Origin of the sequence: Mesorhizobium sp. M0030, assembly GCF_040323695.1 — a bacterium.
Classification (GTDB): Bacteria; Pseudomonadota; Alphaproteobacteria; order Rhizobiales; family Rhizobiaceae; genus Mesorhizobium.
The window spans coordinates 426,887-440,425 of record NZ_JAMYVE010000001.1; the positions used below are offsets into that span (position 1 = coordinate 426,887).

The 13,539-nt window shown below is 64.3% G+C and carries 12 protein-coding genes; 2 read left to right on the forward strand and 10 right to left on the reverse strand.

Features of this window, described 5'->3' with window-relative positions:
- Positions 1-3: 3 nt before the first annotated feature.
- Positions 4-2,277, reverse strand: coding sequence for a hypothetical protein (locus NKJ80_RS01965; RefSeq protein ID WP_352496950.1), 2,274 nt, complete (start codon positions 2,275-2,277; stop codon positions 4-6).
- Positions 2,278-2,479: 202 nt separating this feature from the next.
- On the opposite strand from NKJ80_RS01965, the gene NKJ80_RS01970 reads away from it, so the two are divergent.
- Complete coding sequence (locus tag NKJ80_RS01970) at positions 2,480-2,734, forward strand: hypothetical protein (protein ID WP_352496951.1); 255 nt, start codon at positions 2,480-2,482, stop codon at positions 2,732-2,734.
- A gap of 5 nt (positions 2,735-2,739) precedes the next feature.
- Here NKJ80_RS01970 and NKJ80_RS01975 read toward each other — a convergent pair whose 3' ends face one another.
- The 7 genes from NKJ80_RS01975 to bcoG all read right to left on the reverse strand — a co-directional run bounded on the left by NKJ80_RS01975 (position 2,740) and on the right by bcoG (position 10,584).
- Positions 2,740-3,675, reverse strand: a complete 936-nt coding sequence (locus NKJ80_RS01975; RefSeq protein ID WP_352496952.1) for an alpha/beta hydrolase — start codon at positions 3,673-3,675, stop codon at positions 2,740-2,742.
- A 224-nt stretch (positions 3,676-3,899) separates the two neighbouring features.
- A complete protein-coding gene (locus NKJ80_RS01980) occupies positions 3,900-4,682 on the reverse strand; it encodes a carnitinyl-CoA dehydratase (RefSeq protein WP_352496953.1) in 783 nt (260 codons plus the stop codon).
- On the reverse strand, positions 4,675-6,753 hold the full coding sequence (locus NKJ80_RS01985) for an acetate--CoA ligase family protein (protein WP_352496954.1): 2,079 nt from the start codon (positions 6,751-6,753) through the stop codon (positions 4,675-4,677). Before NKJ80_RS01985 ends, NKJ80_RS01980 begins: the two co-directional genes overlap by 8 nt.
- 3 nt (positions 6,754-6,756) lie before the next feature.
- The gene (locus NKJ80_RS01990) at positions 6,757-7,920 is read right to left on the reverse strand and encodes an acyl-CoA dehydrogenase family protein (protein WP_352496955.1); all 1,164 of its coding nucleotides are present in this window, start codon (positions 7,918-7,920) and stop codon (positions 6,757-6,759) included.
- Positions 7,921-7,925: 5 nt separating this feature from the next.
- A complete protein-coding gene (locus NKJ80_RS01995) occupies positions 7,926-9,020 on the reverse strand; it encodes a carnitine 3-dehydrogenase (RefSeq protein WP_352496956.1) in 1,095 nt (364 codons plus the stop codon).
- A gap of 2 nt (positions 9,021-9,022) precedes the next feature.
- Positions 9,023-9,646, reverse strand: coding sequence for an HD domain-containing protein (locus tag NKJ80_RS02000; RefSeq protein ID WP_352496957.1), 624 nt, complete (start codon positions 9,644-9,646; stop codon positions 9,023-9,025).
- Between the two features lie 14 nt (positions 9,647-9,660).
- On the reverse strand, positions 9,661-10,584 hold the full coding sequence (gene bcoG / locus NKJ80_RS02005) for a 3-dehydrocarnitine:acetyl-CoA trimethylamine transferase BcoG (protein WP_023668863.1): 924 nt from the start codon (positions 10,582-10,584) through the stop codon (positions 9,661-9,663).
- Positions 10,585-10,661: 77 nt separating this feature from the next.
- Between bcoG and NKJ80_RS02010 the strand changes: the two genes are divergently transcribed.
- Complete coding sequence (locus tag NKJ80_RS02010) at positions 10,662-11,642, forward strand: GlxA family transcriptional regulator (protein WP_023668864.1); 981 nt, start codon at positions 10,662-10,664, stop codon at positions 11,640-11,642.
- Positions 11,643-11,703: 61 nt separating this feature from the next.
- Here the strand turns inward: NKJ80_RS02010 and NKJ80_RS02015 are convergent, their stop codons facing one another.
- Together NKJ80_RS02015 and xylA are read right to left on the reverse strand one after the other, a co-directional pair.
- Positions 11,704-11,907 carry a hypothetical protein gene (locus NKJ80_RS02015; protein WP_023668865.1) on the reverse strand — a complete coding sequence of 68 codons (204 nt, stop codon included), beginning with the start codon at positions 11,905-11,907 and terminating at the stop codon, positions 11,704-11,706.
- Between the two features lie 205 nt (positions 11,908-12,112).
- Entirely contained in the window at positions 12,113-13,438 is a 1,326-nt protein-coding gene (xylA, locus tag NKJ80_RS02020) for a xylose isomerase (RefSeq protein WP_023684279.1), read from the reverse strand.
- Between the last annotated feature and the right edge of the window lie 101 nt (positions 13,439-13,539).

The window sequence follows — 13,539 nt, forward strand, 5'->3', positions numbered from 1 at the left end:
TCCTCAACGTTCGCAGCTGACGGCTGGGGTTCTGAGTGGCAAAGTCATCTTGCAGCAAGGGTAGTAGCCACCCTTGTCCTTGTCGGACTGCCTGTAGAAGCAAAGTCCAACATCGACTCTGTCGCCCGGAGAATGGCCGGTGATGTCGACCGTGTAAGGCTTGCCGGGAGCATGCGACTGGGGTGATGTCACCCCGACGCCTGGTGTCCTGGACTTTGTCTCACTGGAAGGCTGGACCTTGATCGAATCGCCGCCAAAGCCGGCATGGTCATGGAGATAGAGGTCGGCCTGGAGGCCGCGAGGCGTGCAGTAGAACTGAACATCCTCGACATCGATGCACGGAGGCAGATCGCCGGGCGGTGGGAAGTCCGGCGGATAGAACGGCGGCAGATAACCGCCTGGGATCTCTTCATAATAGCCGGCACGGCCGTCGCAGGGGTGCCAGACCTCGACGTCGCCGACATGGCCTTCCACTTCTGGGTCTTCGAAATAGCCGTCGAAGTCGACGAACCACGAGCCGAAAGGCGGCACGTTGGCCGGCTTGACCAACGGCGTCGGCGTGATCTGCACGCCGTGCACGGCAAGCGGCCCGCCGGCGGCGAGCTGGTCGGCAAGTGTCGGGTTGTCGCGCAGCTTGTCGCCGGTGTTGACCAGCGTGTCGGTGCACACGCCGGTGTCGAGATTGCCGTCGGCGTCATAGCCATATTGCAGGTCGAGCCCACCGGCCGACTGCCGGTTGCCTTGCGGGAAGCCGACCGCATATTCCTGCGGCTCTTCCACCCAGACCGATTCCGTCGCCGGATCGTCCGGGTTTTCGCGCCAGTAGCGGATGACCTCGCCCTTGCGGGAATCGGCGAGCTGGCTGTAATCGTAGCGATTCTCGACCGGGCCGCGCTGCGCCAGATACATGAAGCCCTGGTTGTCGAAGGCGATGTCGGTGACGGCGTAGTCCTTGTCGGCCTTGACCGTCAGCTCCCAGCGCGGATCACCGGCAAAGCTGCCATCGCGGGCAATGCCAACCGACCAGATCTCGGCCTTTTCGTCGACCGAATAATAGAGCCGGCCGCCATGATAGGCGACGGACCAGACGCGGCGTTCGTCCTGCGTGTAGCCCCATGTGTCGGGGTCTTCCGAGTCGAAGGCAGCACCCTGTATGTCCATCACCGCACCGTCATCGGCGACGGGAGCCAGCCCATGCGCCGGCCGCCCGGCAACGCCGTGATCGAATGTGTCGATCAGCGTGCCGTTGGCGTCGAGGCGGTGGATGAGGCCGGTGTCGAGATCGCTGGCGAAGAACTCGCGGTGATTGCTGTCGAAGCTGATGTCGCCGATGCCGGAACCGCTGTTGGTGTCAATGTCGGCGAATTTGGAGACCGCGCCGGTGATGCCGTCGATCTTCCAGATCGTGCCCGGACCGCCACCGCTTTCGGTGCCGAACTGGCCGTCCATGAAGACGGCGCCTGCGGTGCCGCGGCGCTGTCGCTCGGGCCGACCGTCGGCATCTTCGTCCGGGGTGACGATACGGATGCCGTGCAGCGAGGTAGCGCCGGCATAGAGATTGGGGACGCCCGAGGGAACGCCGTCGCGCATACCGTCATCATAGGTGATGGCGAATACCTGGCCGATCTGTTCGGCCGTCACCTCGAAAGGCGGCGGCGTGTAGACGAGCTGGCCGGAAGCCGGTCCGCCGAGCGCCGAAACGTCGAAGACGCGCAAGGTGGCGCGCGTCGTGTCGATGAAGGTTTCGTCGACCGGGTCGACGCCGGGCGGCAGCCCCCCCCTTTCGGAATCGGCAGAGTCGAAATTGGGAATGACGGTGCCGGAAAATCCGGTGACCGCCATCGAGCCGGGATAGACGATCTGGGTTTCCTGCGCTTGGGCGGCTGTGCCCAACCAGAGCGCGGCGCTCAGCGCCAGGGCAAGCAAACCGCCGGCCAGATGGAGCGAACGGCGCAAACCGCCGCTTGGAGACGACATGGACGCGCCGCGATCGCAGGACATAAAACTCCCCCCGAAGTTTTCGGGAGGAACATCCGGTCCGGCCGCGCGAAACAGGGCAAGGCGCGGCGTTCCGGCACGTTCGTCCCTGATCGAATTGTCTGCTTTCCTCATCTTCACGATACGCCTGCTCCTGCGCAGGGTCAACGGAATCAGCCGAAAGCCCAGCGCATCGACTCCATCCCGAAGGCGGTGGTCGCGCTGAGCTTGCGTTGGTCCCGGAGACCGTGGAGCCTCTGGGGTCCTGGTCATGGGGGCATCCTTTCCGGCCCGCACCATGCGGCGCCTGGTCGTCAGTCGCAGGCTGGAGCGGAAAGGTTCATGCAAAACGGCGGCCGGGTCTGTCCGCCATTTCACAGAGGCGCGGCCAATTCCTTGTGTCAACTCAAGGTGGAAAACAGTCTTGGCGCGCGAAAGACCGGCCGGCTTACTTACCGTCAGTGCCGGCTTCTGCTAGCGTCTTCCCAACCCTGGGGGGATCATGACACGCAGGCACTTCGTTCTCTTGCTGGCGGCGCTTTTTCCATGTGCGTTGCCGGTCCATCAATCCGTAGCCAAGACCTTGGTCTACTGCACCGAGGTTAGCCCCGATACGTTCGATCCCGCACTCGCCTCCGGATCCCGCGACGCCTCGGCCACCGCTCTCTACAACCGCATGGTCGAGTTCGAGCCCGGCACCACCAAGGTGCGCCCCGAGCGCATGGCCGAGACGCTGATCGCCTTTGTCCGCGGCTGAGCCGTTCACCAGATCCAGTCGCCTTTGCCCAGCACGGAAACCGCCTCGACAATGCGGCTGAAGGAGGCGCGGGCCCGGCCAACCGTGTGCCTGGCCCGGAGATAGCCGTGCACCAGTCCCGGCTCCTCGAACCAGGTGGCATGGCCGCCGGCAGCGAGGACGCGGTCGCGATAGGCCTCGCCGTCCGACGACAGTGGGTCACACTCAGCGGTGATCAGCACTGTCGGTGGCAGGCCGGTAAAATCTGCGTCGGCCATTGGATACAAAGTGATGTCGCCGGTCCCATCGACGCCGCCGGTGCGGATATCCCTGTAGAAGTCGAGATCGCGCACCGTCAGCATCGGCGCTTCCGCATGCGTCAAATAGGAGCCTTGCGAACGGTCGCCGCCGAGGCCGGGATAGATCAGCACCTGGCCGATCGGCTTTTTGGCATGGCTGCGCGTTGCGTGGGCGACAGCCGCGCAGAGATTGCCGCCGGCGCTGTCGCCGCAGAGCAAAATAGGGCAGTCGTAGTTCGAGGCCGCCCATTCGAAGGCATGCAGCGCATCGTCGAAGGCGGCAGGGTGCAGATGCTCTGGCGCCAGCCGGTAGCCGATGGAGACCACTTCGAAGCCGGTCCGGGCGCACAGCTCGGCGCAGACATCGTCATGGCTGTCCAGCCCACCGAGGATGAAGCCGCCGCCATGGATGTAAAGCACCATCGCGTCCCGGTTGGGTGAGGCAGAGCGATAGATGCGGATCGGGATGTCGTGGGCGGCAATGAAAGTCGTTTCCGCCGTCACACCATTGGGATAGCCGGCAAAGAACTCGCGGCACATCCGGTCATAAATCGCACGCTGCTGGGCGATGGTGTAGTCGATCGTATCGGGCGGGTAATAGGAATTGGTCCGCTCGATGAAGGCCCAGGTCTCGGCATCGATGAGGGTTTTGTAGTCGGTCATGCAGCTCCTTTACCTCCCCCTTGATGGGGGAGGTCGCCGCGAAGCGGCGGGTGGGGGGGGGGGGGCGGGCCCCCCCCCCCCCCCCGGGCGGGGGGCCCCCCCCCGCCGGGGGGGGGGGTTGGGGGGGGGGGCGGGCGCCGCCCCGGGCGGGGGGGGGGGGGTGGCGCATCACCCCACCCCGGACCTTCGGTCCGACCCTCCCCATCGAGGGGAGGGTAAAGAGGCTACTTCCCCTTCCACACCGGGTCGCGCTTCTCCGCAAACGCCCGGAACCCTTCCATACCGTCCTCGGAGCCATAAAGCGCATCGACCGTCGCCAGTTGCCGGCGCGTGACGCGGTTCATGGCATCCTGGAAGGTCAGCGCCTCGGCCACCCGCGCCGTCTCCTTGATCGCGGCAAACACCAGCGGCGGGCCGCTGGCCAGTAGCCTTGCGACCTCCCAGACGCGGTCTTCAAGCTTTTCCTTGGGCAACACTTCGTTGACCAGGCCCCAGCGATGCGCTTCCGCTACATCCATCCAGCGGCCGGTGAGCAAGAGGTCCATGGCGACGTGATAGGGAATGCGCTTCGGCAACTTGATCGTCGCGGCATCCGCCAGCGTGCCGGCGCGGATTTCGGGCAGCGCGAAGGAGGAATGATCCGAGGCGAAAATGAGGTCGCAGGACAGCGCTAGCTCGAAGCCGCCGCCCACCGCCATGCCGTTGACGCAGGCAATGACCGGCTTGTTCATGTCGCGCAGCTCCTGCAGGCCGGCAAAACCGCCGATGCCATAGTCGCCGTCGACCGCGTCGCCACCGGCGGCTGCCTTCAAATCCCAGCCGGCGCAGAAGAACTTGTCGCCGGCGGTCTTGACGATGGCGACGCGCAATCCGGGATCGTCGCGGAACGCCTTGAAGGTCTCGCCCATCAGCCGCGAGGTCCTGAGGTCGATGGCGTTGGCCTTGGGCCGGTCGAGCGTGACCTCGAGGATGGTGCCCTCGCGGCGGGTCGAAATGACGTCAGACATTCTTCTTCTCTCCCAGCACCAGCAGCGCGTCGGCGATCCAGGCGCCCTTGCCCTCGGCGCAGACGATCAGCGGATTGATGTCGAGTTCCTCGATCTCTCCGGCATTCGTCTGCACGAAGCCGGCAATGCCCGCGATGGCGTCGATGGCAGCGCCGATATCGGCCTTGGGCCGGCCACGATAGCCGTCGAGCAGCGGAAACAGTTTGAGGCCACGCAGGGCGGCCTCGATGTCGTCGCGCGTCGCCGGCAGCATCAGCGTGACGCTGTCGCGCAACAGCTCGACCAGCACGCCTCCGGTGCCCAGCGTCATGACCGCGCCGAACATCGGATCGCGGGTGAAGCCGACGATCAACTCGGCAACGCCGTCGCGCACCATGCGCTCGACATAGAGGCCGGTGCCGAGCGGCAGCAGATCATGCGCCGCCGTGCTGACCGATTCGGCGTCTTTCAGATTGAGCCGCACCGCGCCGACTTCCGACTTATGGGTGACGCCGAGCGCCTTCAGCGCCACCGGGAAGCCGAGCGCCATCGACGAAATCACCGCCTCTACGGCGTTAGCGGCACGTTCTGCCTTCGGCACCGGCAAGCCGGCCTTGATCAGCCGCGCCTTGGCTTCGGCCTCGTCAGGGGTGACATGATCGCCGCCGGCAGCACCTGCAGCCGACGTGTCGATCGGCTGCGCCTGCGGCTCGGCCCAGGCCCAGCCGATGAAGGCCGCCGCGCCTGCGGCATCCATGGCCTCGGAAATACCGAACAACGGCACCATGCCGCGCGCCATCAGCTCGGCGGTGTATTCCTCCGGCAGGTTCTCCGGCAGCGAGGAGACGATCGCACCATGCGCCTTGTTGGTCTTCAGCGCCGATTCGAAGGCGCGCAGCGTCGCCCACCAGTCGGTGACCGAGCAGCGGTCGGGGCGTGGAAAGTCGAGCACCAGCATGTTGAGGTCGAAGCCGCCCGACACCATGGCGGTGAAGGTGGCGGTCATCGCCGGTTCGTTGTTCCAGATGAAGGTGTGATAGTCCAACGGGTTGGCGACCGCGACCAGCGGCCCGAGCGTCGATTTGACATGGGCGCGGTGTTTGCTGGTGAGCTCCGGGAAATTGACCCAGCGGCCTTCGGCGCTGTCGGCCATGACAGAGGCTTCGCCGCCCGAGCAACTCATCGATGACAGTCTATAGCCGGGCAGTGGTCCTGTGACGTGCAGAAGCTTCAGCGCCTCGATAAAGGCGGGGATGGAATCGACGCGCGCAATGCCGAGCCGCCGCAGGAAAGCGCCCGAAGCGGCATCCGAACCGGCGAGCGAAGCTGTGTGCGAGACGGTCGCCTGCCTGGCCTGTTCGGACCGGCCGACCTTCATGGCGATGATCGGCTTCTTCAGTTCGCGCGCCCGCGCCGCCAGCTTTTCGAAACCGGCTACCGAATCGAAGGCTTCGATGTGCAGGCCGAGCGAGGTGACGCGCTCATCCTCGATCAGGCCGAGCGCCATTTCGGAGAGGCCGGTCTGCGCCTGGTTGCCGGCCGTCATCAGGAAGGCGATCGGCAGGCCGCGCTTCTGCATCGTCATGTTGATGGCGATGTTGGAGGACTGGGTGATGATGGCGACGCCCTTGGCGCCTTCGGGCAGCCTGATGCCGCCATGCTGGTCGGGCCATAGCAGCGCGCCATCGGCATAGTTGATCAGGCCGTAGCAGTTCGGCCCGATGATCGGCATCTCGCCCGCGGCAGCCACCAGTTCGGCCTGCAGCCGCTCGCCGTCATCGTCATAGGCCTCGGTCTCAAGAAAGCCCGCGGCAAAACAGACGGCGCCGCCGGCGCCGCGCTCAGCCAGCGCCTTGATTACCTCGATGGTGAGATGCCGGTTGACGCCGACAAAGGCAGCGTCCGGCGCGTCGGGAAGGTCGGCGACCGAGCGATAGGCCTTGCGGCCGGCGACCTCGTCCTTGTTCGGATGCACCGGCCAGATTTCGCCGGCAAAGCCCATCTTGATCGATTGCGCGACGACGACAGCGGCCTGCGCCCCGCCGAACACGGCGATGGATTTTGGACGCAGGAGACGTTCAAGCTTATGCATGGTTTATGCCCCGAACGGGCGCAGCAGCGCCCGCGAAATGATGTGGCGCTGGATTTCCGACGTGCCTTCCCAGATGCGCTCGACCCGGGCGTCGCGCCAGATGCGCTCCAGCGGCAGGTCATCCATCAGCCCCATGCCGCCATGGATCTGGATTGCTTCGTCGGCAACAAAGGCGAGCATTTCGGTAGCCTTCAGCTTCGCCATGGCCATGTCCTGGTCGGTGACGGTGCCCTGATCGTACTTCCAGCCGGCTTCGAACACCATCAGGTCCGCCGCCTTCAATTCCGTCGCCATGTCGGCGAGCTTGAACGACACGCCCTGGAACTTGCCAATCTGCTGGCCGAACTGCTGGCGCTGCGCCGAATATTCGATGGCATGACCGAGCGCCCGCTCGGCGCGGCCGAGGCAGGTGGCGCCGACCTGCAGGCGCGTGGCGCCGAGCCAGGAATTAGCGACGTCGAAACCCTTGTGCACTTCGCCGAGAACTTGGGCTCCCGGCAGGCGGCAATCGTCGAATTCGAGGATGGCATTGGTGTAGCCGCGATGCGAGACGTTGCGGTAGCCGTCGCGCACGGTGAACCCCTTGGTGCCCTTGTCGACGAAGAAGGCGGTGATCTTCTTGCGCTTGCCGCGCGGCGTTTCTTCCTCGCCCGAAGCCATGAAACAAATCGCGAAATCGGCAAGATCGGCATGGGAGATGAAATGCTTGGTACCGTTAAGGACCCAGTCGTCGCCGTCCTGCACCGCGGTCGCCTTCATGCCTCGCAGGTCGGAGCCGGCGCCGGGCTCGGTCATCGCCAGGCAGTCCCACTTCTCGCCGCGGATGCACGGGAACAGGTACTTTTCGCGCTGCTCGGGCGTGCCGGCGAGCAGGATGTTGGAGGGGCGCGCGACGCAGGTCCAGTGCAGCGCGTAGTTGGCGCGGCCGAGTTCCTTCTCGTAGAGCAGCCAGGTCACCGTATCGAGGCCGGCGCCACCGACATCGGCCGGCATGTTGGCCGCATAGAGCCCCGCTTCGATTGCCTTGACCTTGATCTCCTCGATCAACTCGCGGCGCAGCACGCCGGTGCGCTCGACCTCGCGTTCATGCGGGTAAAGCTCATTCTCGACGAACGCGCGCGTCGTCTCGACGATGAGCTTCTGTTCCTCCGAAAGACCGAAATCCATGGTCCTCAGCCCTTCTTCTTTTTCTTCGGCTTTTCCGCCTTCTTCACCGGCTTCGATGCCTTGGCCTTTTCTGCGGCCCTGGATGCGGCCGGCTTCTTCGCCGCCAGCTTGGCCAACTGCTTGGTATAGTCCTTTTGCAAGGCGCCGGCGCCCCAGCCCTTGCCTTTGTTCTGTTTCGACAGAGCATCCATGATCGCGACCAGATTGTTGTCGCGGATCTTTTCCAGTTCGCGGATCGACAGGCCGTGAGCCTGGTCGTCCGACTGGGTGGCAATAAGATCGACCAGCTCGTCGTTGAACTCCGGCACGTCCATAAGCTTGGTCCACGGCCATTTCAGGCACGGCCCGAACTGCGCCATGAAGTGGCGCATGCCGGCTTCGCCGCCGGCGACGCGATAGACCTGGAACATGCCCATCTGCGCCCAGCGCAGGCCGAAGCCATAGCGCATGATGTCGTCGAGTTCCTCGACGGTGCAGATGCCGTCCTTGATCAGCCACAGCGCCTCACGCCAGGCCGCTTCGAGCAGGCGGTCGCCGACAAAGGCCTCGATCTCCTTGCGGATCACCACCGGCTTCATGCCGATCGATGCATAGATCTCCTTTGCGACCTCGATCGCCTCTGGAAAGGTCTGTTCGCCGCCGACGATCTCGACCAGCGGCAGCAGATAGACCGGGTTGAAGGGATGTCCGACAACCAGACGCTCCGGATGCTTCTTCATCGCCACCTGCATGTCGGTCGGCTTGATGCCGGAGGTCGACGAGCCGACAATGGCGTTGGCCGGCGCGTAGAGATCGATCTCGGCCAGTACGCGGTGTTTGAGGTCGAGCCGCTCCGGCACGCTCTCCTGGATGAAATCGGCGTCGGCCACCGCCTCGGCGATGGTCTTGGCAAAGGTCAGTCTGCCTTCCCTGGGCAGGCCGCCGGGAACCATCTGCTTGTAGGCGCGGCGCGCGCCCTTCATCACTTCCGAGACCTTGCGCGACGCTTCCGGGTCCGGATCGAAGATCGACACGTCGATGCCGTTGAGCAGCAGCCGCGCCACCCAGCCGGCGCCAATGACACCGCCGCCAATGGCGGCTGCCTTGTTGATGATGCTCATGGTCAGGCTCCGGTTCTTGTCTTGGCGGTTTCGGGGTCGATGAGAGGCACGCGCTCGCCGGAGCGGATCACGGAGTGGTCGTAGGCCTTGCGGGCGAAGACTTCGAGCACGAAGGGCCGGAAGAATTCGATCGGCAGCGTGTCGAAGTCCGGGTCGAAGCTCGACTGGTCCCAGCGTTCGCAAAACTGGTCGCAATCGTCGAAATAGGCATGGCCGGCGAAGCGGTCGCGAGCATGGCGGTTGCCGCCGAGATGATGCGCGTAATAGAGCCGCTGGAAGTCGCCATGCTTTTCCACCACCCAGGTGCATTGCTCGCGCACGAAAGGTTTCAGGATCGAAGCGGCGTATTCGTCGTGATTGTAGGGAGCGTAGATGTCGCCGATGTCGTGCAGCAGCGCGCAGGCGATCCAGTCGGTGTCGGCGCCGTCACGCCAGGCCCGCGTCGCCGCTTGCAGCGAATGGCCGAGCCTGGTGATCTTGTAGCCCGACAGGCCTTCGTCGAGTTGCACCAGTGCGTCGAGCAGCCGCTCGCCGGTCCTGGCGGCATAGTCGATCTCATGGGCGGTCAGGAACTCATAGTCTTGCCTGTCGCCATCCTTCATCGCAGTGAATTTGACGGTAGCCATGATCCGCTCCCGTCTTAAGCAGCCGCTGCGATCGGCGCCCGCTTGGTGAGGTTGAGCTTCCTGCGCACTTCCTCCGGCCCCAAAATCCTGGCACCGAGATTGGTGACGATGCTGGCGGCGCGCTCGACCAGCTGCGCATTGGTGGCCAGCACGCCCTTGTCGAGCCAGAGATTGTCTTCGAGACCGACGCGGACATTGCCGCCGGCGAGCACTGCAGCGGCTGCATAGGCCATCTGGTTGCGGCCGATGGCGAAGGCCGACCAGTTCCAGGTCGACGGCACGTTGTTAACCATGGCCATGAAGGTGTTGAGGTCGTCCGGCGCCCCCCACGGCACACCCATGCAGAGCTGCACCAGCGCGTCGGGATTCAAGACCTTTTCTTCGACCAGCTGCTTGGCGAACCAGAGGTGGCCGGTATCGAAGGCTTCGATCTCCGGCTTGACGCCGAGCGCCGTCATCATGCCGCCCATTGCGCGCAGCATGCCGGGCGTGTTGGTCATGACATAATCGGCCTCGGCGAAGTTCATGGTGCCGCAATCCAGCGTGCAGATTTCCGGCAGGCACTGGCGCACATGTTCCATGCGGTTGGTGGCGCCGCCCATGTCGGTGCCTTTTTCATTGAGCGGCAGCGGCGCTTCCGGTGAGCCGAACACCATGTCGCCGCCCATCCCGGCGGTCAGGTTCAGGATCACATCGACTTCTGCCGCGCGGATGCGGTCCGTCACTTCGCGGTAGAGATGGACATCGCGGCGCGGCTTGCCGGTCTCGGGGTCGCGGACATGGCAGTGGACGATGGCGGCACCGGCCTTGGCCGCATCGATCGCCGAATCGGCGATCTGCTTGGGCGAGCGTGGCACATGCGGGGAGCGGTCCTGCGAGCCGCCTGACCCGGTCACGGCACAGGTAATGAAAACCTCACGGTTCATCGCGAGCGGCATGGACATCTCCTCCCATAGAAACAGACCCTAACAATGACCGACTTGCCGGAAACTGTTTTGCAATTTACGAAGCTCTCGTGATCAAAAGCGAAAAACCGACCATCTTTCGCGCTGAGCGATCGCCGCTCAAGGTGACGCTGCTGGTGTTTTCAGGCTCGTCCATCATGTGCGTGGCGTCGACCGTCGACCCGCTGCGCGCCGCCAACCGCATCTCAGGCGAGACGCTGTTCGATTTCAAACTGGTCTCGGTCACCGGCGAGGCGCCGGTCACCACATGCGGCCTGCCGGTGGCGGTCAGGGGCCGCTTCGATGCGGCCGAGCCGACCGACGTGCTTGTCGTCGTCGCCGGCTTCGGCACCCAGAATTACGCGACATCGGCTCTGCTTTCCGGATTACGGCGAGCGGCCCGCGCGGCTCGCGCCTGCGGCGGCGTCGAGGCCGGCACATGGCTGGTGGCGCGCGCCGGCCTCCTCGAAGGCCGCAGCGCCACCACCCATTGGGAAGACATGGAGGATTTTTCCTCCGCCTTTCCCGGCGTCGACGTGCGTCCGGACCGCTACGTCATCGACGGACCGGTGTTCACCTCGGGCGGGGCGTCGCCGACCTTCGACCTGATGCTGCATCTGATCCGCACCCGGCTCGGCATGGCCGTCGCGCTCGATGTCGCCAGCGTCTTCATCTACGACCAGGCGCGCGCCGCGACCGACGCGCAGCCGCTGGTCTCGCTCGGCCGGCTCGACGGCTACGACCCGCGTCTGGCGCAGGCTATCCGGCTGATGGAATCGCATGTCGACCAGCCGCTGACCATCGACGCGGTGGCAAAACGCGCCGGGGTGACGGCGCGGACATTGGAGAGCATTTTTCGCAAGTCGATCGGCGAGACGCCGGGCGCATATTATCTCAGGCTGCGGCTGGGCGCGGCGCGGCGGCTGGTGGTCGACACGCGGATCGCCATGGCGGATATTGCCGGGCGGACGGGGTTCTCGTCCGCCGCGGCATTTTCCAGAGCGTTTTCAAGAGCGTTCGGCGAAGCCCCGGTCAGGCTGCGCCGAGGTTGATGCATGTCGCCCAAAAGTGTGTCGCGGTTTTGGGATTACGACATGCACGGACAAAGGGAGATCAGGCTGCGTTCTGTCGATCGCTGCCGGCGTCCATCTGCGAGCGCATCTGCCTCGCCAGACGGACTTCAAATCGGCTGCTGACAGCACGATCCCATTCGTTTTTCACGCTGTCGGTCGGCCGCGGCAGCGCCATCAGCCGGTCGATGATCGATCCGGTCTCGCCGGATGAGAGCAGGGCGTCGATTTCGCGTTCATGCTGCATATCGGTTCGCCTCCTTCCTTTTCACCCGCCACAACCGCATCCTTATACGAGATACGTGACGGCAGTTTGAAGGCAAGAGCGAGGTCATTGAGGGGCGCCAAAGGGCAAACCCTTGTCGTCGGATAGGGTCTTGCGCAAACCCCATTCCGGGGCGGCCGGAATGTTATCCAGCCACCCTTGAGCACAACGAATCGGCTTTCCGCCCTCAGACGTAGCGGTTGACGATGTTTTCCAGCAACTCCTGGCGGCCGGAGCGTGGCTGCGGCTCGATCTTCTTCTTCACCACGCGCTCGGCGATGTCTTCCAGCGAGCGCTTGCCCGACAGCATCGCCTTGCCCTCGGCCGTGTTCCAACCGGCATAGCGCTCGGCCAGCGGACCCGACAGCGCCTTGTCCTCGACCATCTTGGCGGCTGCCTTGAGACCTCGTGCGCAGGAATCCATGCCGCCGATATGGCCGATCAGCAGGTCCTGCGGGTCGAGCGACTGGCGGCGCAGCTTGGCGTCGAAATTGGTGCCGCCGGTCTTGAAGCCGCCGGCCTGCAACACCTGGTAATAGGCCAGCGCCATCTCGGGCACATTGTTGGGGAACTGGTCGGTGTCCCAGCCCGACTGGTAGTCGTTGCGGTTCATGTCGATAGAGCCGAAGACGCCGAGCGCATTGGCCAGCGCCAGCTCGTGCTCGAAGGAATGGCCGGCAAGAATCGCGTGGCCCTGCTCGATGTTCAGCTTCACTTCCTTCTCCAGCCCGAAGCGCTTGAGGAAGCCGTAGACCGTGGCAACGTCGTAGTCGTACTGATGCTTGGTCGGCTCCTGCGGCTTCGGCTCGATCAGGATCGTGCCTTTGAAGCCAATCTTGTGCTTGTAGTCGACGACGAGACTGAGGAAGCGCCCAGCCTGCTCCTGCTCGCGGGCAAGATCGGTGTTGAGCAGCGTTTCATAGCCCTCGCGCCCGCCCCACAGTACATAATTCTCGCCCTTCAGCCGCTTCGTGACGTCGATGCAGCTTTTCACCGTCGCCGCCGCATAGGCGAAGACATCCGGATCGGGATTGGTGGCGGCGCCCGACATGAAGCGGCGGTTGGAGAACAGGTTGGCCGTGCCCCAGAGCAGTTTGACGCCGGTCTTCTTCATCTTGGCGGCAAAATAGTCGGCGATCTCGTCGAGCCGCGCGGCACTTTCGGAGAAATCCTTGCCTTCCGGCCGCACGTCGGCGTCATGGAAGCAGAAATAGGGCGCGCCGAGCAGCGAGAACATCTCGAAGGCGACGTCGGCTTTCAGCTTGGCCAGTTCCATCGTGTCGACGCCGCCAGCCTTGGGAAACCAGGGCCGGTCGAAGGTCTGGCCGCCAAAGGGATCGCCGCCCGGCCAGGCGAAAGAATGCCAGTAGGCGACGGCGAAGCGCAGATGGTCTTCCAGCCGTTTGCCGGCCACCACCTCGTCGGGATTGTAGAAGCGGTAGGCCAGCGGATTGGTCGAATCCGGCCCCTCATACTTGATCGCTTTGATGTCGCCGAAAAATCCGCTGCTCATGATTTCTGTCCTCTCTCGAATAGTTCACCCTGATTACCTCAGGCGTAATTGGTTTCGCTCTCGCTTGGGGTGAAAAGCCTCGTGTCAAAGCCACTCAACGA

What these genes read in the sequence shown, in the direction of transcription:
- NKJ80_RS01970 (WP_352496951.1), top strand. Translation starts at nt 2,480, where the DNA reads ATGACACGCAGGCACTTCGTTCTCTTGCTGGCGGCGCTTTTTCCATGT.
- xylA (WP_023684279.1), bottom strand. Translation starts at nt 13,438, where the DNA reads ATGAGCAGCGGATTTTTCGGCGACATCAAAGCGATCAAGTATGAGGGG.
- NKJ80_RS01965 (WP_352496950.1), bottom strand. Translation starts at nt 2,277, where the DNA reads ATGGTGCGGGCCGGAAAGGATGCCCCCATGACCAGGACCCCAGAGGCT.
- NKJ80_RS02000 (WP_352496957.1), bottom strand. Translation starts at nt 9,646, where the DNA reads ATGGCTACCGTCAAATTCACTGCGATGAAGGATGGCGACAGGCAAGAC.
- NKJ80_RS02015 (WP_023668865.1), bottom strand. Translation starts at nt 11,907, where the DNA reads ATGCAGCATGAACGCGAAATCGACGCCCTGCTCTCATCCGGCGAGACC.
- NKJ80_RS01980 (WP_352496953.1), bottom strand. Translation starts at nt 4,682, where the DNA reads ATGTCTGACGTCATTTCGACCCGCCGCGAGGGCACCATCCTCGAGGTC.
- NKJ80_RS01985 (WP_352496954.1), bottom strand. Translation starts at nt 6,753, where the DNA reads ATGCATAAGCTTGAACGTCTCCTGCGTCCAAAATCCATCGCCGTGTTC.
- NKJ80_RS01995 (WP_352496956.1), bottom strand. Translation starts at nt 9,020, where the DNA reads ATGAGCATCATCAACAAGGCAGCCGCCATTGGCGGCGGTGTCATTGGC.
- bcoG (WP_023668863.1), bottom strand. Translation starts at nt 10,584, where the DNA reads ATGCCGCTCGCGATGAACCGTGAGGTTTTCATTACCTGTGCCGTGACC.
- NKJ80_RS01975 (WP_352496952.1), bottom strand. Translation starts at nt 3,675, where the DNA reads ATGACCGACTACAAAACCCTCATCGATGCCGAGACCTGGGCCTTCATC.
- NKJ80_RS01990 (WP_352496955.1), bottom strand. Translation starts at nt 7,920, where the DNA reads ATGGATTTCGGTCTTTCGGAGGAACAGAAGCTCATCGTCGAGACGACG.